The sequence below is a fragment of the Rhodococcus (subgen. Prescottella) equi genome (assembly GCF_003013675.1).
GTDB lineage: Bacteria > Actinomycetota > Actinomycetes > Mycobacteriales > Mycobacteriaceae > Prescottella > Prescottella equi.
Genome location: NZ_CP027793.1, coordinates 1,759,918 through 1,780,375, shown reverse-complemented (window position 1 = coordinate 1,780,375; position 20,458 = coordinate 1,759,918). Strand labels below are relative to the sequence as shown.

18 protein-coding genes are annotated in these 20,458 nt (G+C 69.7%); 10 read left to right on the top strand and 8 right to left on the bottom strand.

Translation table 11 applies throughout. The annotated features are described in order from the left end of the window. The first annotated feature begins 46 nt into the window (after positions 1-46). From C7H75_RS08510 to C7H75_RS08485, 6 genes are read left to right on the top strand one after another with little or no spacing between them, the layout of a single operon-like run. Positions 47-1,180 carry a 4Fe-4S dicluster domain-containing protein gene (locus C7H75_RS08510; RefSeq protein ID WP_394342302.1) on the top strand — a complete coding sequence of 378 codons (1,134 nt, stop codon included), beginning with the start codon at positions 47-49 and terminating at the stop codon, positions 1,178-1,180. After that, positions 1,177-1,623: a Crp/Fnr family transcriptional regulator gene (locus tag C7H75_RS08505; RefSeq protein ID WP_005514360.1), complete on the top strand. Its 447-nt coding sequence runs from the start codon at positions 1,177-1,179 to the stop codon at positions 1,621-1,623. The genes C7H75_RS08510 and C7H75_RS08505 overlap by 4 nt, the downstream gene beginning before the upstream one ends. Further along, on the top strand, positions 1,620-2,453 hold the full coding sequence (locus C7H75_RS08500) for an FAD/NAD(P)-binding protein (protein ID WP_013415448.1): 834 nt from the start codon (positions 1,620-1,622) through the stop codon (positions 2,451-2,453). The genes C7H75_RS08505 and C7H75_RS08500 overlap by 4 nt, the downstream gene beginning before the upstream one ends. Next, positions 2,453-3,244 (top strand): NADH-quinone oxidoreductase subunit B family protein, encoded by a 792-nt coding sequence (locus tag C7H75_RS08495; protein WP_106851213.1) that lies wholly within the window; start codon positions 2,453-2,455, stop codon positions 3,242-3,244. Before C7H75_RS08500 ends, C7H75_RS08495 begins: the two co-directional genes overlap by 1 nt. Beyond that, a complete protein-coding gene (locus C7H75_RS08490) occupies positions 3,234-4,553 on the top strand; it encodes a Ni/Fe hydrogenase subunit alpha (protein WP_064075866.1) in 1,320 nt (439 codons plus the stop codon). Before C7H75_RS08495 ends, C7H75_RS08490 begins: the two co-directional genes overlap by 11 nt. Then, a complete protein-coding gene (locus tag C7H75_RS08485) occupies positions 4,550-5,074 on the top strand; it encodes a hydrogenase maturation protease (protein ID WP_159025979.1) in 525 nt (174 codons plus the stop codon). The genes C7H75_RS08490 and C7H75_RS08485 overlap by 4 nt, the downstream gene beginning before the upstream one ends. On the opposite strand, the gene C7H75_RS08480 is transcribed toward C7H75_RS08485, so the two are convergent. The 6 genes from C7H75_RS08480 to C7H75_RS08455 all read right to left on the bottom strand — a co-directional run bounded on the left by C7H75_RS08480 (position 5,016) and on the right by C7H75_RS08455 (position 12,738). Next, positions 5,016-5,459 carry a hypothetical protein gene (locus C7H75_RS08480; protein WP_084867880.1) on the bottom strand — a complete coding sequence of 148 codons (444 nt, stop codon included), beginning with the start codon at positions 5,457-5,459 and terminating at the stop codon, positions 5,016-5,018. The genes C7H75_RS08485 and C7H75_RS08480 overlap by 59 nt on opposite strands. Before the next feature lie 69 nt (positions 5,460-5,528). Next, positions 5,529-8,054, bottom strand: coding sequence for an ABC transporter permease (locus C7H75_RS08475; protein ID WP_106851211.1), 2,526 nt, complete (start codon positions 8,052-8,054; stop codon positions 5,529-5,531). A gap of 4 nt (positions 8,055-8,058) precedes the next feature. Beyond that, positions 8,059-8,826 (bottom strand): ABC transporter ATP-binding protein, encoded by a 768-nt coding sequence (locus C7H75_RS08470; protein ID WP_005514369.1) that lies wholly within the window; start codon positions 8,824-8,826, stop codon positions 8,059-8,061. 116 nt (positions 8,827-8,942) lie between these two features. Beyond that, positions 8,943-11,327, bottom strand: a complete 2,385-nt coding sequence (locus tag C7H75_RS08465; protein ID WP_106851210.1) for a sulfatase-like hydrolase/transferase — start codon at positions 11,325-11,327, stop codon at positions 8,943-8,945. A 71-nt stretch (positions 11,328-11,398) separates the two neighbouring features. Beyond that, a complete protein-coding gene (locus C7H75_RS08460; RefSeq protein WP_022594931.1) occupies positions 11,399-11,980 on the bottom strand; it encodes a hypothetical protein in 582 nt (193 codons plus the stop codon). Next, on the bottom strand, positions 11,977-12,738 hold the full coding sequence (locus C7H75_RS08455; RefSeq protein ID WP_106851209.1) for an SDR family NAD(P)-dependent oxidoreductase: 762 nt from the start codon (positions 12,736-12,738) through the stop codon (positions 11,977-11,979). The genes C7H75_RS08460 and C7H75_RS08455 overlap by 4 nt, the downstream gene beginning before the upstream one ends. Positions 12,739-12,853: 115 nt before the next feature. Here C7H75_RS08455 and C7H75_RS08450 point away from each other — a divergent pair, with 115 nt between their 5' ends. The 3 genes from C7H75_RS08450 to C7H75_RS08440 all read left to right on the top strand — a co-directional run bounded on the left by C7H75_RS08450 (position 12,854) and on the right by C7H75_RS08440 (position 16,337). Next, on the top strand, positions 12,854-13,630 hold the full coding sequence (locus tag C7H75_RS08450) for a deoxyribonuclease IV (RefSeq protein WP_013415443.1): 777 nt from the start codon (positions 12,854-12,856) through the stop codon (positions 13,628-13,630). An 85-nt stretch (positions 13,631-13,715) separates the two neighbouring features. Continuing rightward, positions 13,716-14,345 (top strand): AMIN-like domain-containing (lipo)protein, encoded by a 630-nt coding sequence (locus C7H75_RS08445; RefSeq protein ID WP_106851208.1) that lies wholly within the window; start codon positions 13,716-13,718, stop codon positions 14,343-14,345. Positions 14,346-14,447: 102 nt separating this feature from the next. Beyond that, positions 14,448-16,337 carry an ABC transporter ATP-binding protein gene (locus C7H75_RS08440; protein WP_106851207.1) on the top strand — a complete coding sequence of 630 codons (1,890 nt, stop codon included), beginning with the start codon at positions 14,448-14,450 and terminating at the stop codon, positions 16,335-16,337. Positions 16,338-16,362: 25 nt separating this feature from the next. Here the strand turns inward: C7H75_RS08440 and C7H75_RS08435 are convergent, their stop codons facing one another. Both C7H75_RS08435 and C7H75_RS08430 read right to left on the bottom strand, forming a co-directional pair. Continuing rightward, the gene (locus tag C7H75_RS08435) at positions 16,363-16,965 is read right to left on the bottom strand and encodes an NlpC/P60 family protein (protein WP_022594928.1); all 603 of its coding nucleotides are present in this window, start codon (positions 16,963-16,965) and stop codon (positions 16,363-16,365) included. Between the two features lie 174 nt (positions 16,966-17,139). Beyond that, entirely contained in the window at positions 17,140-18,972 is a 1,833-nt protein-coding gene (locus C7H75_RS08430; protein ID WP_084954827.1) for a DEAD/DEAH box helicase, read from the bottom strand. Between the two features lie 144 nt (positions 18,973-19,116). Between C7H75_RS08430 and C7H75_RS08425 the strand changes: the two genes are divergently transcribed. Beyond that, complete coding sequence (locus C7H75_RS08425; protein WP_106851206.1) at positions 19,117-20,400, top strand: TrpB-like pyridoxal phosphate-dependent enzyme; 1,284 nt, start codon at positions 19,117-19,119, stop codon at positions 20,398-20,400. The last annotated feature ends 58 nt before the right edge of the window (positions 20,401-20,458 follow it).

Genomic DNA, 20,458 nt, shown 5'->3' with positions numbered 1-20,458 from the left:
CTTCACACGCAGGGACGGACCTGAACCAATGGACGGGAGGAGTGTCATGAACCCGATGGAGACGGTGGTCGTCGACAGACACGGTCTCGACGACCTGATCCGGGTACTGCGCGACGACGGACGCTGCGTGGTGGGTCCGACGGTGCGGGAGAGCGCCGTCGTCCTGGGCGACCTCGAATCCGGTGCGGATCTTCCCGACGGGTGGGGTGTGCGGACCGCGCCGGGCGAGTACCGACTCGAGCGCCGCGGCGACGGTGCCGTGTTCTCGCACTCGGCCGGGCCGATGTCGTGGAAGACATTCGTCCACCCGGCGAAGCAGGTGCTGTGGTCCGAGCGCGGTGGAACGTTCTCCGCCCCGGAACCCGCGGACCGACGATTCGCGTTCGTCGGGGTGCGCGGCTGCGATCTCGCAGCGATCCGCACCCTCGGCACGGTGCTGGGCGCCGATCCGGGCAGCGTCACCGCGCGCGTCCTGGCGGATCTGGTGATCGTGGCCGTCAATTGCATCGAGCCGGGCGGGGTGTGTTTCTGCGCGTCGATGGGCACGGGACCCGACGTGGGCGGCGGCTACGACCTCGCGCTCACCGAACGCATCGACGAGGCCGGGCACCGGTTCGTCGTCGACGTCGGCACCGAAGCCGGGGCCGACCTGCTCGCGCGCATCCCGCACGCCACCGCCGACGCGGCCGACACCGCCGGCGCCCGCGCGGCCGTCGACGAGGCCCGGGGACGGATGGGGCGCGCCATGCCCGACGTGGATCTGCGGGCTCTGCTGCGCGCGGCCCGCGACGAGCCGGTGTGGGACGACGTCGCCGACCGGTGCCTGACCTGCGGAAACTGCACGATGGTGTGTCCCACCTGCTTCTGCACCACCGCAGAGGACGTGAGCGAACTGGGCGGCGAGGGCACCGAGCGGCGGCAACGGTGGGCCTCGTGCTTCGAACTGGACTACTCCCACCTGCACGGCGGAAACGTGCGCACCAGCGGCGCGGCACGCTACCGCCAGTGGATGACCCACAAGCTCGGCACCTGGTTCGACCAGTTCGGTTCGTCGGGCTGCGTGGGCTGCGGGCGCTGCATCGACTGGTGTCCGGTCGGGATCGACATCACCGCCGAGGCCGCGCGGCTCACCGGCGCGCTGCCGGCTTTCGACCCGGAGGACCGGGGGCCCGGGCCGTGACGGGACCGCTGTTGCTGCCGGGCCTGTCCGATGCGGCGCGGGCCCGGCTCGCGGAGTTGTCCACTCCCGCGTTCTGGGTGCCGGACGAGATCGTCTTCCACGAGGGAGAGCCCGCCCGGCGCTGCTGGGTGCTCCGAAGCGGGCGGGTACTGCTGAGCACGGCGGTGCCAGGCCGAGGTGACGTGGTGATCGAGACGCTCGGCGGCGGCGACGTGCTGGGCTGGTCCTGGTTGCAGCCCCCGCGGGTGTGGAGTTTCGGAGCGCGCGCGGCACAGTCGACCGAGGCGCTGCAACTCGACGTCGCGGACCTGCAGGAGGCGGCCGAACGCGACCCCGCTTTCGGCTACGCGGTCGTACGGGCGATGTCCGGTCTGCTGCTCGATCGGCTGCAGGCGACACGCGCCCGGTTGCTCGACCTCTACGCGAACCCGGGCGCGTCGTGACGGCCCCGTCGTCGGCGTCGGTTCCCACCGCGCACCGGGTGGTGCGCCGGACCGTCGAGACGCACGACTCGGTCACGCTCGAACTGGAACCGACGGCCTCCGCGCTGCCCCGCTTCCGGCCGGGACAGTTCATGATGCTGTGCGCGCCCGGGATCGGCGAGATTCCGATCTCGGTGTGCGGGGACCCGAACCGGGCCGACGGCATCCTGGTGCACACGGTCCGGCGCGTGGGGCCGGTGAGCGCGGCGCTGCACGACGCGCCCCTCGGCACCGTCGTCGGTGCGCGCGGGCCGTTCGGAACCACCTGGGAGCTGGGCGATTCCGCGGGGGGTGATCTGGTGATCGTGGCGGGCGGTGTCGGTCTCGCGGCGGTGCGAGCACCGGTACTCGCGGCCGTCGCGCACCGACAGCGACACCGCAACGTCACGCTGGTGGTGGGGGCCCGCAGCCCGGGCGAGATCCTCTACCGTCGTGAGCTCGACGGGTGGCGGTCCGCCGGAATCGACGTCGTGGTGACGATCGATCAACCTGCCCGGGACTGGAACGGTCCGGTCGGGTTCGTCACCGAGGCTCTCGCACGCCTGACGCTCGAACCTGCGCGCACCCGGGCCCTGGTGTGTGGACCCGAGGCGATGATGCGGTTCGCCGTTCGCGTCCTCGAGGGCCGGGGGGTGGACCGCCGACGCATCCAGGTGTCGCTCGAACGGAACATGCAGTGCGGGGCCGGCGTGTGCGGACACTGTCAGCTCGGGGAGCTGCTGCTGTGTCGCGACGGACCGGTGGTCGACTACGCCGTCGCCGGCCCGCTCCTCCACACGAAGGAGTTGTGATGAGTTCTGCGCCCGGCCCCCGGACACCGCGGCCGACCCTGGCCGTGTGGAAGTTCGCGTCGTGCGACGGATGCCAGCTGTCCCTGCTCGACTGCGAGGACGAACTGCTCACGGTGGCAGAAGAACTCGACATCGCGCACTTCCTGGAGCTGTCGAGTGCGAGGGTCGAGGGGCCCTACGATCTGTCCCTGGTCGAGGGATCGGTGACCACGGAGGAGGACGTCGAACGCATCCACCGGATCCGCGACGCCTCCGAACACCTGGTCACCATCGGCGCGTGCGCGACCGCTGGCGGGGTGCAGGCGTTGCGCAACTTCGGCAACGTCGCCGAATTCGCGGCGGCGGTGTACGCGAGCCCCGAGTACATCGACACCCTCGCGACGTCGACTCCGATCTCGGCACACGTGCGGGTGGACTTCGAGCTGCACGGCTGCCCCATCGACCGGCGGCAGCTCCTCGAGGTGATCGCAGCCTTCCTGGCCGGACGCCACCCCGACGTGCCGAACACCAGCGTGTGCAACGAATGCAAGAGGCGTGGATTGACGTGCGTCATGGTCGCCGACGGCACACCGTGCCTCGGCCCGGTCACGCATGCCGGCTGCGGCGCACTGTGTCCGGCCCATTCCCGCGGCTGCTACGGCTGTTTCGGTCCCACCGAGAATCCGAACATCTCGTCGCTGGCCGGATGGTTGCGCCGCTGCGGCATGGACGACGCCGGCATCGGACGGGTCTTCTCGACGTTCAACGTCGCCGCCCCAGGATTCGCGGAGGGGCGACGACATGGCCGCTGACGCTCCGGGCCCTCCCGACGACGCCGAACGGCGGCGGTTGACCGTCCGGGCCCTGGCCCGGGTGGAGGGCGAGGGCCGCCTCGACGTCACCGTCCGGTCGGGCGCGGTCGAACACGCGCGACTCGACATCTACGAACCGCCCCGGTTCTTCGAGGCTCTTCTTCGTGGCCGCGACTTCCGGGAGCCACCCGACATCACGTCCCGGATCTGCGGAATCTGCCCGGTCGCGTATCAGGTGAGCGCGTGCAACGCTCTCGAGCAGGCGTGCGGCGCGATCGTGGATCCGCGGGTGCGGGCGCTGCGCCGGTTGCTGTACTGCGGCGAGTGGATCGCCTCCCACACACTGCACATCTATTTCCTGCACGCACCGGATTTCCTGGGGGTCGCGGACTCGATCGAACTCGCCCGCCGTGACCGCGCCGCCGTCGAACGAGGGCTCGCGCTGAAGAAGGCCGGCAACGCGATCCTCGAGACGATCGGGGGACGTCCGATCCATCCGGTCGACGTGCGCGTCGGCGGGTTCTATCGGGCACCCACCCGGGACGAGCTCGCCCCGCTCGCCCGGACGCTGCGGCGCGCCCTCGACCACGCGCTCGACACCGTCCGGTGGGTTGCCGGGTTCGACTTCCCCGACGTGCACCTCGATCCGGTTCTGGCGGCGCTGCACGACGATGCGGGTTACGCCATCGAGGACGGTGTGGTCCGCACCAGCGCCGGCGACCGGTTTCCCGCCGCCGAGTTCGGCGACCACGTGCGCGAGCGCCAGGTCCCGGAGTCGACGGCACTGCACGCCCGGCTCGACGGCGCCCCGTACCTGACCGGGCCGCTGGCCCGGTACTCCCTCAACAGCGGACAACTGACCGGCGCCGCACGGGACGCGGCGAGCGCGGCCGGACTCGGCCGGGAATGCCGGAACCCGTTCCGCAGCATCGTCGTTCGGTCGGTCGAGGTGACGTTCGCCATCGAGGAGGCGCTGCGGATCATCGATGGCTACGAACGTCCCGACCCGCCGTGCGCACCGGTCACGGCGCGCGCAGCCACCGGGCACGGCGTCAGCGAGGCACCTCGGGGACTGCTGTACCACCGGTACGAACTCGCCGCCGACGGGACGATCCGCTCGGCCGACATCGTTCCCCCCACGGCACAGAACCAGGACGTCATCGAGGCCGATCTCACCGCCCGGATCGGCGAGCATCTGGGGCTCTCCGATCAGGAACTGACCGCGCTGTGCGAACGGATCATCCGGAACCACGATCCCTGCATCTCGTGCGCTACGCACTTCCTCGATCTGCGGGTGTCACGTCGGTGACCGGGCCGGGCGGTGTCGTCGTCGGGCTCGGCAACGAGTACCGGCGGGACGACGGCTTCGGTCCCGCTGTGGCGCGGGCACTGCGCGCACGGATTCCGGTCACGATCCCCGTCACGACCGTCACGGACACCGCCGACCTGCTCGACGTCTGGGCCGGGGCGCGGTTGGCGATCGTCGTCGATCTCGTCGTGCCCGCACTGCTCCCCCCGGGCCGGGTGCGCCGGTGGACCCTCGACGACACCCCCGGCCCGCTGGACACTCACGGCGTCGACGTCGCGGCCGCGCTCGCCCTCGCGCGGGTGCTCGGTACCGCACCGAAACGGGTGATCGTGTACGCGACGTCGAGTGACGACGTGGGGTTCGGGGTTCATCTCTCCGCGGCTGTCCGGCGAGCCGTGGAGGTCACGGTCGGCGCCGTCTCAGCGGAAGTGACCGCAGCTGCCCGGTCCGGCCCCGGCGCGGTCAGCGAGTCTCGAGCACCAGCAGGTACCCGCCGCCACCCGCGTCGATGCGGGTGGTGACATCGAGATCCGGGGCGAACCGGGACAGCCGGTCCACCAACCATTCGCCGGCAGCCTCGGCGTCCGACTCGCCGGGGCAGCGGGCCACCGCGACCCGACCACCCTTGCGGCCCAACTGTTCCACGACGCCGACGATCGGCGCGGGGTCGACGACGAAGAGGTGGTCGGGCCACGGCACGACGGGCTTGACCGCCCCCTTCCTGGTGTTGCACGCCCGGTGCGCGAGGCGCTCCTGGACCGCTTTGGCCTTGCTCTTCTTCGCGGTCGCGACGCCGTCGACGCTCGGGCCGCGCGGATCGTTGACGGACATGTCGGGGTCGACCGGTTCGTCGCACAGCCAGCATCGCCAGCCGTCGCGGTCACCGATCTCCTGCAGGTTGCTCACGCGAAAACGGTACCTTCGCCGCCGAGGCCGCGAAGGTACCGTCTGCTGTTCCTGCCGGAGCACGACCGCCTACATGTCGGAGATCGCCTCCAACGGCTTCGTCCGCGCGGCGCGGGACGCCGGCCACAGCGCGGCCAACACACCCACGACACCCGAGCCGATCAGCATCGCCAGCACCTGCCCCCACGGCACCGAGATCTGGTCGAGCCCCTGGTCGGCGAGAGTGCGTACGAAGCCCCAGCCGAACACGACACCGAGCAGCACGCCCACCAGCGCACCGAACACCGCGATGAGCACCGATTCGAGGTAGATCGTGCGGCGCACCTGGGCCCGCTGCATTCCGACTGCGCGGAGCATGCCGATCTCCCGGCGGCGTTCGACCACCGACAGCGCGAGGGTGTTCACGATGCCCAGGATCGCGATGACGACGGCCAGTGCCAGCAGCCCGTAGAGCACCGAGAGCAGCATGTCGATCTGCTGGCCCTGCGCACCCTTGAACTGCTCCCGGTCCTGGACCTGCACGACGACGAACGGGTCCGTCGCGGTGGCGAGGTCGGTGGCCATCGCGGTCAGGTCCGCGCCCGGGGTCGCCTTGATCAGCACGGCCCATTCGGCCCGCATGTTCGTCGGCGTCATCGCCTGATAGACCTCGTCCGACACCATCCACGGACCCAGAAGCTGGTTGTCCTCGTAGATGCCGGTCACCGTGACGGTCGTCTGTTCTCCGTCACGATCGGTGAGGGTGACGGGCGTACCCAGCTTCCAGCCGTTGTCGGTGGCCTCGCTTTCGCTGACCATCATGTCGGTGCCACGGACGGAAGCGGAGCCCTCCTTCATCGTGTAGTCGAGCACGCCGTCCGGGGGCCCGCTGAGTGCGGTGCCGAAGACGTCCTCGTCGTCGATCTTCGCGGCCACCCCGTGCAGCGAGACGGCCTCGGCCACACCGTTCACGCGGCCGGCGGCGCCCGCCGCGCCCGCCGGCACCCCGATGCCCTGCGGTCCGGTGAGCACGAAGTCCGCTTCGACGCCCTTGTCGACGAGCGAGTTCACGCTCGACTTGGCCGACGCGCCGAACACGCCGATCACCGACACCAGCATCAGGCCGAGGGTGAGCGCGAACGCGGTCGCGGCGGTGCGCTTCGGGTTGCGGACCGCGTTGGTGCGCGCCAGACGCCCCACCGGGCCGAACGGCTTCGCGAAGATCGCGCCGAGCCCGCCGACGATCGGGCGGGACAGCGCCGGTGCCGCGAGCAGCACCGCGAGGACGAGTGCGAGGGCGCCCAGTCCGACGATCGCCGCGGCACCACCACCGGTGGACTGCGCGCCGACGACGAGGGCGAGCACACCCAGCACCGCCGCGATCGCACCGATCAGCGTGCGGACCTTCAGCGTGTCGCCGGTGGACGCGAACTCCTCGCGCATCGCCGCGACCGGAGGCACCTTCGCCGCGCGGCGGGCCGGCGCGTAGGCGCTGACGACCGTGACGACGATGCCGAGCACGAGCGCGACGACGATCGTGCGCGGCGCGACCTGCAGCGACCCCTCGGGCAGGCCCAGGTCGAAGGCATTGAGCAGGCTGCGCAGGCCGTACGCGAGGCCGACGCCGGCCGCCAGGCCCAGTGCACTGCCGATGGCTCCGACGACGAGCGCCTCGAACACCACCGAGCGACCGACCTGCTTGCGGCTGGCACCGATCGCACGCAGCAGCGCCAACTCGCGCAGCCGCTGCGCCACGATCATCGAGAACGTGTTGTAGATGATGAACGTGCCCACCAGCAGCGCGATCGCACCGAACGCCAGCAGGAAGTAGTTGACGAAGCTGAGGGCCTCGCCGATCTCGTCCTTGGTCTCCTGCTTCACTTCGGCGCCGGTCTGCACCTTGGTGTCGGGCAGGGCCGCCGCGATCCGGTCGCGAAGCTCGCCCTGCGACGCCCCGGTGCCGGCGACGTCGATGTAGCCGACGTGGCTGCCGTCGGTGAACAGCTCACGGGCCTGCGGATCCGTGAACAGCGCCCCGACGTATCCGCCGGTGTCGGTCTCCGGTGCGTAGATCCCGGCGACGGTGACGTCGCTCCAGCCGCGCATCGTCAGCACCCGGGTGGCCGAGCCGACGTCGAGACCGGCGCGGGTAGCGGCGCTCTCGTTGAGCGCGATCTGACCGGCCTGCTCCGGCGGGGTGCCGGCAACGAACTTCGTCGGCTCGCCGAGCGTCTGCTCCGGGGGGAGGTACGACGCCCCGATGCTCGGGGCACCGCCGTTCTGCATCGGCTTTCCGGCCGAGTCCAGGACGACCACCTGTCCGCCCACCGACGGCGCGACGGCCCGCACACCGTCGATGTTGCGGAGGGTGTCGACGTCCGCGATCGGGACGCCGCTCGAACCTTGTTCGACGGCGCTGACCCGCACGTCGACGCCCTGCGCGGTGCCGTCGAAGATGCTGTCGAACGTCTTCTGCAGCGTGTCGGTGAACACGAACGAGCCGGCGACGAACGCGGTGCCGAGCACGACCGACAGCACGGTCAGGACGAGCCGCACCTTGTGGGCGGCGAGGTTGCGCAACGACACCTTGCGCATCGGTGAATTGGTCACGGCCATGGCGTCAGACCGTCTCGAGGTTCTTCATGCGGTCGAGCACCGACTCCGCGGTCGGCTCGCGCAATTCGTCGACGATCTGCCCGTCGGCCAGGAACACCACGCGGTCGGCGAAGCTCGCGGCCCGCGGATCGTGGGTGACGATCACGACGGTCTGGTGGAACTCGTCGACCGCCGCTCGCAGGATCGAGAGCACCTCCCCGGACGAACGCGAATCGAGATTGCCGGTCGGCTCGTCACCGAAGATGATCTCCGGCTGCCCCGCGAGCGCCCGCGCGCACGCGACTCGCTGCTGCTGACCACCAGACAGTTCACCGGGGCGATGGTCGAGGCGGTCGCGCAGACCCAACCGATCGACCACGGTGTCGAGCCACTGCTGGTCGGCCTTCCGGCCGGCGATGTCCAGCGGCAGCGTGATGTTCTCCAGTGCCGTGAGCGTCGGCACCAGGTTGAACGCCTGGAACACGAACCCGATCCGGTCGCGGCGCAGCTGCGTCATCTGCTTGTCCGAGAGCGTGGTCAGATCCGTGGCACCGATCAGCACCGCACCCGACGACGCGGCGTCGAGACCGGCGAGGCAGTGCATGAGCGTCGACTTACCGGAGCCGGACGGCCCCATGATGGCGGTGAACTCCCCCCGCGCGAACTCCGCGGACACGCCCGCGAGCGCGTGGACCTGGGTGTCCCCCGACCCGTAGACCTTCGTCAGGTTGACCGCGCGGGCGGCCACTGTGGTTTCGGTGGGCATCTCGGTTTCGGTTGGCATGCCCACCATCCTCACCCGTGGACACGACAGAAACCATCGGGGTCTTCCCTGATCTTGGGCGGCTTCGCCGCCCGTGCGCCTTTCTGGTGGCCGGCCCCACCAGAAAGGCGCACAGGGCGCAGCCCTCAGTCGTGCGAGAAGGCCCGCGCGATCTCACGCTCGATGTCGAGATAGGGCTCTCCGGACACGTCGGCGACGACCTTCGCGATGGTTCCGCCGCGGAACCGGAACGGGGCGCGATACGCCGCGGACACCGACTGACCGGGGTCGCGTCCGATCCGGATGCCCTCGCCGACACCCGAGAACATCGCCGGCTGCATGCGAACCCCGGAGCGCGATCCCACCGCCCGGTCGTCGATGTGCAGGGTCACGTCTCCGAGCGGCGTGAACCCGTCGTCACCGACGCCGGTGCGCTCGAACCGCACCCCGAGGACGTGGGAGCCGGCGGCGACGTTCTCGGTCGACACGACGACCTGCTCCTCCTCACCGAGGAAGTTGTAGACGTACGTGAGTCGGCCGTCCTGCACGAAGAGCGTGTGCCCGCCCAGCCGGCCGCCGTGCGCGAACAGCACGCCCTCGACGTCGTCGGCCGACTCGACGGTCACCTCCGCCAGCAGCGAGAAGGACCTGCCCCGCATCTCGAGCGCGGCCCCCGGGCCCACCACCGCGGCGTCCGGGTAATACACGAACGACGCCCGCTCCCCCGTGAGATAGGGCCGGTAGCGCAGGAACGCCGACAGGATGTCCAGGTCGTTGAGCGGTAGACCGCCGTACTTGTCGGCCTCCGCGAACCACAGCGCCCGCATCTCGTCGAGTTTGTCGGGACGTGCGGCGGCGAGGTCGTGGACCTGGCTGCGGTCGCGCTCGATGTGGAACAACTCCCAGCGGTCGTCGTCGAAGTGCGACCAGTTCGACGGCGCGGCCGGGTGGACGGTGTTCGCGAACCAACCGTCGTGCCAGATCCCGCGGGTGCCGAGCATCGAGTAGAACTGGGTCGTCTTACCGGTGGCCGCGTCGGGATCGTCGAGGATCGGACGGAAACTCACTCCCTCGAGGGGACGCTGAGGGACGCCGCCGACCAGCAGCGGCGGGTCGATGCCGAGCAGTTCGTAGACGGTGGGGGTGATGTCGCAGACGTTCACGTAGCGGTCGCGGACCTCGCCTCGCGCGGCGATACCGGCCGGCCACGAGATCAGGCACGGGTCCGCGATCCCGCCCTCGTGCGATGCGTACCGTTTGAACAGCTTGTACGGGGTGTTGAACGCCATCGCCCAGCCCAGGCAGTAGTGGTTGTACGTCTCGGGCCCGCCGAGTTCGTCGATCTTCGCGAGCCCGTCCTCCACCTCGTCGGGGTAGCCGTTGAAGAACTTGTACTCGTTGACCGAACCGTTGGGTCCGCCCTCGCCGCTGGCACCGTTGTCGGAGAGCAGCACCACGATCGTGTTGTCGAGCTGGCCCGATTCCTCCAGGTAGTCGAGAACCCGGCCGATCTGCGCGTCGGTGTAGCTCTGGAAGCCGGCGAACACCTCCGCCATCCGGCAGAACAGCCGCTTCTCGTCGTCGCTCGTCGAGTCCCACGGACGCACGGTGTCGAGCGGAGGCCACGGCAGCCCGTCGGCGCTCACCTCGTCGGCGTAGGGGTTCATCGGAGACAACTCGGTGTCGGCCGGGACCAGCCCGAGGTCCTTCTGGTTCTGCAGGACGATCTCGCGGTACTTCTCGTACCCCATGTCGAACCGTCCCGCGTAACGGTCGGCCCATTCCCGGGACACGTGGTGCGGCGCGTGGCCGCAGCCCGGACACAGGTACATGAACCACGGTTTGTCAGGTGCGATCACTTTGGAGTCGCGGATGAACTCGATCGACTTGTCCGCCAGATCCTTCGACAGGTGGTACCCGTCCTCCGGCGTGTACGGCGGCTCCACCGGATGGTTGTCGTAGATCAGGTTGGGGTACCACTGGTCGGCCTCGCCGCCGAGGAATCCGTAGAAGCGCTCGAAACCCCGCGAAAGCGGCCAATTACGCTTCGTCGCAGCAAGATTGGATTCCTCGAGCGGCGTGAGGTGCCATTTGCCGACCGCGTAGGTGTTCCAGCCGCGTTCACCGAGCACCTCGGACATCAGCGCGCAGTCGGCGGGGATCCGGCCGCTCGCGTTGGTGAATCCGTCGGTGAACTCCTCGACGGTCGCCATGCCCACCGACGTCGGGTTCCGGCCGGTCAGCAGCGCAGCCCGGGTCGGCGAACACAGGGCGGTCGTGTGGAACTGGCTCAGCAGCACACCGCGATCCGCGATGCGCCTGAGGTTGGGCATCTCGACCAGACCGCCGTACAGGTCCCACGTCCCGATGCCGGTGTCGTCCCACACCAGGTACAGGACGTTGGGTGCGCCTTCGGGCGCACGGGGCTCGGCGAACGGCGCCCAGTCCGGCGTCGAGTCCCGGATGTCGACCGAGACCTTGCCGGTGAAGTCCTTGCCCGTGAAACCCGTGCCCGTGAAATCCGCAGCCATGACGGGGTCCTCCCGATGCGCGTGAGATTCCCATCATCACACGCACCGGGAGGCGCCGGGGGCGGTTCGAGTTACCGGCGCCGGGGCTCCATCATCACGTTGAAACCCCTGGTGAAGTCCAGATAGTCCACGACGTCCGTTCGCACGACGTCGGGGCTGCCGGGCCCGGCGTAGTAGTGCTGGCGGTAGTCGTCGACGGTGTCGAACCACAGTTCCGAGATCGCCTCGATCGCGCCGGCGCCGTGGGCTTCCACGACGAGGTTCTGCACGTACCTGCTGACCGCGGGATGATGCACCCGCGCGATGTCGGCGTGCGCGGCGTAGCGCCGCTCGAACTCGGCGCGCGGAACGTCGGCGCGGCGCGCGACGAAACACACCTGTTTGATCGCACCGGCCGCGGTTGCACCGGCGTCGCGGCGGTCCCAGCGGACCGACTCGGCGAGCGTCAAGACCGCATCCGGTTCGACACCGACGTCGACCGCGGCATCGCCCCACGACCACACGACGGTCCGCAGCGCCACGTCGTCCGACTGCGGTGCAACCGAATTGGCGCGGAAGATGCCGGGACGGTGGACGTCGACGGCCGAGTGGCCACCGACGTCGACGGCACCGAGTACGTCGGCGAACGCGAACGCCCGCTTGACCGAGGTCACGACCAGCGGGCCTGGCCGCCGTCGAGCGGGATGGTCGCACCCGTCAGGTAGGCCGAATCCGGGCCGACGAGGAACGCCACCGCGTTACCGATGTCGGTCTCGGGGTCACCGATGCGGCGCATCGGGATGCTCGCGACGAATGCCGCGGCCTCCTCCGGGCGCGCGTCGGCCCAACGCTGCAAGCCCGGCGACATGGCGTGCGGAGCAACGGCATTGACCCGGATGTTGTCGACACCCCATTCGCACGCCGCCGCGCGGGTGAGGGACCGCACCGCTTCCTTCACCGATGCGTACCCGCCGTACCCGCTCGCGTCCCAGCGCATTGCGACGGACGACACCATGTTCACGATCGCACCGCCGCCACGCTCCTTCATGGATGGGTAGCAGGCCTGCATCGTGCGCAGGGCCGCGATCGGACCCGACGTGTAGGCGCGTTCGAGAATGTCCGCCTTCAGTTCGTTGATCGGCCCCAGGGGGTTGAGGCTCGCGTTGTTGACCAGGATGTCGACGCCGCCGAACAGCGCGGTGGTCGTCTCGACCGAACGCGCGATGTCGTCGGCGTCCGAGACGTCCGCGACCACCGGCTCGGCGATCCCGCCGAACGCCGCGATCTGCTCGCACGTCTCGATCAGCTTGGACTCGGTCCGGCCCGACACCGCGATCCGCGCGCCCTCCTTCGCGAGCGCGAACGCGACGCCCTGACCGACTCCCTGACCGGCACCCGTGATGAGTGCGACCTTTCCGTCCAGCTTGCCCATGTGGTTTCAATCTCCCGCAGTATTCGATGTGCCGACCGACACACAACCAGGAACGGACGGCCGTCGGGTCGCGTTTCCCGTTGATCGGGACCGCTCCACCGCTACGCTCGACGTCATGCGGATCGGAGCCCATGTCCGGCAGGACGCCGACCCCATCGGGGCCGGCGAGCGTCTCGGTGCCGACATCGTCCAGTTGTTCCTCACCGACCCCCAGAAGTGGGACAAGCCGGAGCGGCACCCGCAGACCGATCGGATCCTGGCCAGCCCCATCGACGTCGTCGTGCACTCGTCGTACGTCATCAACGTCGCGAGCCTCAACAATCGACTGCGCATGCCGTCCCGCAAGGCCGTGGCGGACCAGGCCGCCGCGGCCGCCGAGATCGGCGCGGTGGGACTGGTCGTGCACGGCGGTCACGTGCGCGACGGCGAGGATCCGGCCGCCGGAATCGCGAACTGGCGCAAGCTCTTCGAACGGCAGCAGGACAAGGGCGGCTTCCCGGTACCGATCCTGGTGGAGAACACCGCAGGCGGCGATTTCGCGATGGCCCGCCATCTGGACGCGATCGCGCGCCTGTGGGACGCGATCGGCGAGTTCGACGCCGGGTTCTGCCTCGACACGTGTCACGCGTGGGCGGGCGGCGAGGAATTGCTCGGCATCGTCGAACGGGTCAAGGCGATCACCGGCCGGATCGACCTCGTGCATCTGAACAACTCCCGTGACGAGTTCGACTCCGCGCGCGATCGGCACGCCAACCTCACGACCGGCCTGATCGACCCCGCGATGCTCACCGCGGTGGTGTCCGCCGCCGGCGCCCCCGTCGTCCTCGAGACGCCGGCGGACGGAATCGCGGACGACCTGGCGTATCTGCGCGACGCCCTCGCCGGCGATTGAACGCGTCGGACGTCACATACCGAAACGGACACGACGCCGCGTCGGACCGCGACGGTGTCGCAGGCCCGCCCTACCATCGCCACTCATGACGTACCTTCGGTCCCGCCGCACGCTCGCAATCTCCTCCGTCGTTCTCGCGGCGATCGCTCTGGCCGGCTGCTCCAGTACCGATTCGGAGCCCACCGCCTCCTCGACGTCGATCACCGCGTCGACGTCGACGTCCTCGCCCGTCAAGGCCGCCCCGCTGGCCGCCGACGAGGGCACACTGACCGCGGCGCCCACCGCGCAGGACGCCCAGACCGGCACCGCGTCCGAGGATGCGGCGCTCACGATCAGCGACATGAGGATCGGCACCCACGACGGTTTCGACCGGGTCGTGTTCGAGTTCGGCGGAACCGGCACCCCGGGCTGGCGTTCGGAGATCGTCTCCACCGCCAACCAGCAGGGCAGTGGCAACCCGCTCGCCGTGAGCGGTCAGGCGATACTGCAGGTCATGATCACCGGTGCGTCGATGCCGTACGCGACCGGCGTCGAGGAGTACTCGGGCCCCAACCCGCTCGAGGCGGCACCCGGCGGCATCGTCACCGAGGTTCGTGACGCCGGCATCTTCGAGGGCACGAACCAGACCCTGATCGGGCTCTCCCGTCCCGATGCCGACTACCGCGTGTACACGCTGGACAATCCCACGCGCCTGGTGGTCGACGTCGCCCGTTGACCTGAGGCTTCCGCTCACTCATTGACCTCAACCATTGTCGAGGTCTTACCGTCGTGTCGTACCCCGGTCGTAGCGTGACCGGGCGACGGGAGGGTGCACACCATGAGCATGGAAGTCACCGCGTGGAACGCGATGTACAACGCGATGCACGCGCAACAGGACAGTCGGCCGTTCTCGCGGGCGACACTAAGGCGCGTCGGGGGGTACGCGCGGCCGCACCGGCGCCACATCGCGTGGTATCTGGTGCTGAGCGTCGTAACTGCCGCCCTCGCGGTGGCCACGCCGATCCTCGCGGGCCGCGTCGTCGATGCGATCGTGGCCGGCGACGAGACCTCGGTGGTGGTGCGTCTGGCACTGCTGATCGCGGTGATCGCGCTGCTCGAGGCGGGCCTGGCGATCGTCACCCGTTGGCTCTCCGCGAGCATCGGCGAGGACCTCATCCTCGACCTGCGCCGGGCGGTGTTCGACCACGTGCAGCGCATGCCGGTCGCCTTCTTCACCCGCACCCGGACGGGCGCGCTGGTCAGCCGGCTCAACAACGACGTGATCGGCGCGCAGCGGGCCTTCAGTGACACGCTGTCCGGCGTGGTCGGCAACCTCGTGACCCTGGTCATCACGCTCGTCGTGATGATCGGGATCTCGTGGCAGATCACGCTCCTGTCGCTACTGCTGCTGCCGGTGTTCGTGCTGCCGGCCCGGCGCATGGGCGCGCGCCTCGCCCGGCTCAACCGCGAAGCCGCCAACCACAACTCGGTGATGAGCACCCAGATGACCGAGCGGTTCTCGGCACCCGGCGCGACCCTGGTCAAGCTGTTCGGCCGGCCCGCCGACGAGTCCGCCGAGTTCGCTGTTCGCGCCCGCCGGGTGCGCGACATCGGCGTGCGCACGGCCATGCTGCAGTCGGTGTTCGTCACCGCCCTCACATTGGTGTCGGCTCTCGCGCTCGCCCTCGTCTACGGTCTGGGCGGGTTCTACGCGCTGCGCGGCCAGCTCGAGGCCGGCGCCGTGGTGTCGCTGGCGCTGCTGCTCACCCGGCTGTACTCGCCCCTCACGTCGCTCGCCAGCGCCCGCGTCGACGTCATGAGCGCGATGGTCAGCTTCGAGCGCGTGTTCGAGATCCTCGATCTGAAGCCGCTCATCGCGGACAAGCCCGACGCGGTCGAGGTGCCGTCCGGTCCGGTGTCGGTGGAGTTCCGGAACGTGGGCTTCGCGTACCCCGCGGCCGACAAGGTCTCCCTCGCGTCGCTCGAGGAGGTCGCGACACTCGACACCCGCGGCGGATCCACCGTCCTGCACGACGTCTCGTTCCGCGTCGAACCCGGCCAGATGGTGGCGCTCGTCGGGTCGTCCGGTGCGGGCAAGTCGACCATCGCGAGCCTGCTCCCCCGCCTCTACGACGCCGATTCCGGTGCGGTGCTGCTGGCCGGCACCGACGTGCGCGACCTGAAGTCCGACTCGATCCGGCGCACCGTCGGAATGGTCACCCAGGACGGTCACCTGTTCCACGAGTCCGTTCGGGCGAACCTGCTACTGGCCCGCCCCGGGGCTTCCGAGGACGAACTGTGGGAGGTGTTGCGCCGGGCGCGCCTCACCGAACTGATCGAGTCGCTACCCGACGGCCTCGACACCGTGGTGGGCGAACGCGGCTACCGACTGTCCGGAGGTGAACGCCAGCGCCTGACCATCGCCCGGTTGCTGCTGGCGCAGCAGCGCGTGGTGATCCTCGACGAGGCCACCGCACATCTGGATTCGACGTCGGAGGCAGCGGTCCAGGAAGCACTCGGCGAGGCACTCGAGGGTCGGACGGCCGTCGTGATAGCGCACCGGCTGTCCACCATCCGTGCGGCCGATCTGATCCTGGTGATCGAGGACGGCCGAATCGTCGAGCGCGGCAACCACACCGAACTCCTGGGCCGCGGCGGGCGCTACGCCCAGCTGTACCGGACGCAGTTCGCCACCGCCAATCCCGTGTTGACGGAGGTGCTGACCTGATCCGCCGGTCCCCACCGGTGACGGCTCAGAAGAACCGCCGGATGTTGTGAATCCTGAAGTCCGACAACGGCCGTAACCCGGTGGGGACTCCGGTGCCGTAGGCGTTGAACACCATGCCGTTGCCGGCATAGATCCCGACGTGACCGGCGATGTCGTAGGTGTCCATCGTGATGACGTCGCCCGGCTGGAGGGCAGACAGCGGCACGAGCATGCCGCCGGTGTAGCGGGCCATCTCCTGGCTGGTGCGCGGCAGGCTGATCCCGACGGTGCGGAACGCCCACTGGACCAGCCCCGAGCAGTCCCACGCGTCGGGACCGTTGCCACCCCACAGGTACGGCTTGCCGGTCTGCGTGGTGGCCGCGGCGAGCGCCGCGAGGCCGCGCGGGCTGGGAATCGGCAGCGGGATGGCTATCTCGCCGCTCCCGGCGAACAGGCTGGCGCTACCCGATCCCCCGCTGCTGCCGGACCCGACCGACGACACGACGGCGGCGAGACTGTCGGTGAGGTCGGCGGCGTTCGAGATGGAACCGACGATGTCCGGCTGCGCCATCGCGGGTGCCGCCAAGCCGACGGATGCGCCGGCGATGAGTGCTGCTGCGATCGATCCTCGACGAAGCGTGTGGGCCACGTTCGTGCCTCCTTGATGAGATTGCGCGGATCCCCCGACCGGCAAACTGCGAGGCACGTTACAGAGCAGGCGTCACTCCCGTCACAGAATTCAACTCATTCACAGAAACGGGCGCCGGCGAGTCGGATGACTCGCCGGCGCCCGTTTCGATGGCGCGTAACTGCCGGGTGGGGGTCAGTCGCGCGGACGACGCTTCGCGAATCGGTCACCCCGGTCGCCCCGATCACCGCGGTCATTACGATGACCGCGGTCGCCGCGGTCGCGGCTGAACTTGCCGCCCGCGCGGTCCTCGCGTCCCCCGCGGCCCTGCCGTCCCGTCGGCGCACCCTGGTCGAGTTGCAGCTGGATCAGCACACCCGAGATGCGGGTGGCCCGCAGCGCCTCGACGGTCTCCTTCGGCAGGTTCGCCGGCAGCTCGACCAGGCTGTGGTCGGGTCGGATGCTGATGTGCCCGAAGTCGCTGCGGCGCAGCCCACCCTCGTTGGCGATCGCACCGACGATCGCACCCGGGACGACCTTGTGCCGCTTGCCGACCGCGATCCGGTACGTCGCGAACTCCTGGCCGTCACGACCGACGCGCGGGCCACTCGGACCGCCGTCGTCGAATCGGCGGGCCGGCCGCTCCCGCGGCTCCCGCTCGCGGCGCGGCGGGGCCGGCGGCTCCGGCGCCATGAGGAACGACTCGCCGTCGCGCGACTGCACCGCCAGCGCGGCGGCGATGTCGGCGAGCGGGACGTCGTGCTCGCGCTCGTAGTCCTCGATGAGCTTGCGGAACAGCGCCAGGTTCTCGGAGTTCAGGCTCTCGGTGATGGAGTCGCCGAACTTCGAGACGCGCTGCGCGTTGACATCCTCGACGGTCGGCAACTGGATCTCGGTGAGCGGCTGCCGTGTGGTGCGCTCAATCGACTTGAGCAGGTGCCGCTCGCGGGGCGCGACGAACAGCAGCGCATCACCGGTGCGGCCCGCGCGACCGGTGCGCCCGATGCGGTGCACGTACGACTCGGTGTCGTGCGGGATGTCGTAGTTGACGACGTGCGAGATCCGGTCCACGTCCAGGCCGCGAGCCGCGACGTCGGTGGCGACGAGGATGTCGAGCGCACCGGACTTGAGCTGACCGATCGTGCGCTCGCGCTGCGCCTGCACGATGTCGCCGTTGATCGCGGCGGCCGAGAAGCCGCGGGCCCGCAGGCGCTCGGCGAGATCCTCGGTGGCCTGCTTGGTCCGCACGAAGATGATCATCGCCTCGAACGACTCGACCTCGAGGATGCGGGTGAGCGCGTCGAGCTTGCGCTGATGCGCGACCTGCACCCAGCGCTGGGTGATGTTCGACGCCGTCGCGGTCTTCGCCTTGACGGTGATCTCGACGGGATCGTGCAGGTACTGCTTGGAGATCTTGCGGATCGCCGGCGGCATCGTCGCGGAGAACAGTGCGACCTGCTTGTACTCGGGCGTGTCGGCGAGGATCCGCTCGACATCGTCCTGGAAGCCCATCTTGAGCATCTCGTCGGCCTCGTCGAGCACGAGGTACTCGAGGTTGGAGAGGTCGAGGGTGCCCTTCTCGAGATGGTCGATCACGCGGCCGGGCGTACCGACGATGATCTGGGCGCCGCGCCGCAGGCCCGACAGCTGGACGCCGTACGCCTGACCGCCGTAGATCGGCAGCACCTGCAGACCCGGGATGTGTGCCGAGTACTTGCCGAACGCCTCCGCGACCTGCAGCGCGAGCTCGCGGGTCGGCGCCAGGATCAGCGCCTGGGGCACCTTCCGGTCGACGTCGAGGCGGGACAGGATCGGAATCGCGAACGCGGCCGTCTTGCCGGTACCCGTCTGGGCCAGGCCGACGACGTCCTTACCTTCGAGCAGCGTCGGGATGGTCGCGGCCTGGATCGGCGAGGGCGACTCGTAGCCGACGTCGGAAAGGGCCTTCAGCACCCGTTCGTCGATCTGGAGGTCGGCGAAGGTGATGGGATTGTCGTCGGTCTGCGGGTCGCGCTCGGTGTCACTCATTTGACCAGTGAGTTTAGTCGATGCATGGTATGGCCCTCGATCCGAGTGCCCTCCACGTGCGTCGACGGACCCCGAGTGCGGCCCGGCAATGACCGCGATCACAATGTGGACGACCGTCCTGCCACTCTCCGAGAGGAACCAGCAGTGTCCGACACGACACCCATCCCCACCCACTGGTACAACATCGTCGCGGACCTGCCGGTCGCCCCGCCGCCCCACCTGCACCCGGGCACCAAGGAGCCGGTGACCCCGGCCGACCTCGCCGCGCTGTTCCCGAGCGCGCTGATCGAGCAGGAGGCGACCACCGAGCAGTACATCGAGATCCCCGAGCCGATCCGTGAGGCGTACCGCACGTGGCGGCCGGCGCCCCTGATCCGCGCCCGCGAATTCGAGAAGGCGCTGGGGACGCCCGCTCGGATCTACGTCAAGTACGAGGGTGTGAGCCCGGTCGGCAGCCACAAGACCAATACCGCCGTCGCGCAGGCCTACTACAACGCGCAGGACGGCGTGAAGAAGATCACGACCGAGACCGGCGCCGGCCAGTGGGGCAGCGCGCTGTCCTTCGCGTGCGCGAAGTTCGGCATCGATCTCGAGGTGTGGCAGGTGCGCGCGTCGTACGAGTCCAAGCCCTACCGCCGGCACCTGATGGAGACGTACGGCGGCACGGTGCATCCGAGCCCGTCGGATCTGACCGAGTCGGGTCGCAAGATGCTCGCCGAGTTCCCCGACACCCCGGGTTCGCTGGGCATGGCGGTCACCGAGGCCGTCGAGGTCGCCGCGAACGATCCCGACGCGCGTTACGCGCTGGGCAGCGTGCTCAACCACGTCGTGCTGCACCAGACGGTGATCGGGCTCGAGGCCGTCGAGCAGCTGCGGAACGCGGGCGAGGCCGACGCCGACGTCGTGTTCGGTTGCGCCGGTGGCGGTTCCAACCTCGCCGGGCTCGCGTTCCCGTTCATTCGCGAGGTGCTGCACGGCAAGGCACAGACCCGGATCGTCGCGGCCGAGCCTGCCGCGTGCCCGTCGATCACGAAGGGCGAGTACCGCTACGACCACGGTGACGTCGCCGGCCTCACGCCGCTGCTGAAGATGCACACGCTCGGCCAGGACTTCGTCCCGGACCCGATCCACGCCGGCGGCCTGCGCTACCACGGTATGGCGCCGCTGCTCAGCCACACCGTCGAACTCGGCTACGTCACCGGCCAGGCCGTGGACCAGCGGGATTCGTTCGACGCGGGCGTGCTGTTCGCGCGCACGCAGGGCATCGTGCCCGCTCCCGAGTCGGCCCACGCGATCGCTGCGGCCGCCGACTACGCGCGGGGCCTCACCGAGCCCGAGGTGCTGGTGATCGGCCTGTCCGGGCACGGCATGCTCGACCTGCCCGCGTACCAGTCACACATCGACGGCAACCTGGTCTCCACCGCGTAGCCGCACCACCGAGACGGCGTCGTGGGGTCGGGGCAACCTGCCCCACGACGCCGAATCA

Excerpts from the sequence above, each read along its gene's own strand:
- C7H75_RS08445 (WP_106851208.1), top strand. The coding sequence starts at position 13,716 with ATGACGTACCTTCGGTCCCGCCGCACGCTCGCAATCTCCTCCGTCGTT.
- C7H75_RS08490 (WP_064075866.1), top strand. The coding sequence starts at position 3,234 with ATGGCCGCTGACGCTCCGGGCCCTCCCGACGACGCCGAACGGCGGCGG.
- C7H75_RS08510 (WP_394342302.1), top strand. The coding sequence starts at position 47 with ATGAACCCGATGGAGACGGTGGTCGTCGACAGACACGGTCTCGACGAC.
- C7H75_RS08455 (WP_106851209.1), bottom strand. The coding sequence starts at position 12,738 with ATGGGCAAGCTGGACGGAAAGGTCGCACTCATCACGGGTGCCGGTCAG.
- C7H75_RS08475 (WP_106851211.1), bottom strand. The coding sequence starts at position 8,054 with ATGGCCGTGACCAATTCACCGATGCGCAAGGTGTCGTTGCGCAACCTC.
- C7H75_RS08440 (WP_106851207.1), top strand. The coding sequence starts at position 14,448 with ATGAGCATGGAAGTCACCGCGTGGAACGCGATGTACAACGCGATGCAC.
- C7H75_RS08495 (WP_106851213.1), top strand. The coding sequence starts at position 2,453 with ATGAGTTCTGCGCCCGGCCCCCGGACACCGCGGCCGACCCTGGCCGTG.
- C7H75_RS08465 (WP_106851210.1), bottom strand. The coding sequence starts at position 11,327 with ATGGCTGCGGATTTCACGGGCACGGGTTTCACGGGCAAGGACTTCACC.
- C7H75_RS08430 (WP_084954827.1), bottom strand. The coding sequence starts at position 18,972 with ATGAGTGACACCGAGCGCGACCCGCAGACCGACGACAATCCCATCACC.
- C7H75_RS08450 (WP_013415443.1), top strand. The coding sequence starts at position 12,854 with ATGCGGATCGGAGCCCATGTCCGGCAGGACGCCGACCCCATCGGGGCC.
- C7H75_RS08470 (WP_005514369.1), bottom strand. The coding sequence starts at position 8,826 with ATGGTGGGCATGCCAACCGAAACCGAGATGCCCACCGAAACCACAGTG.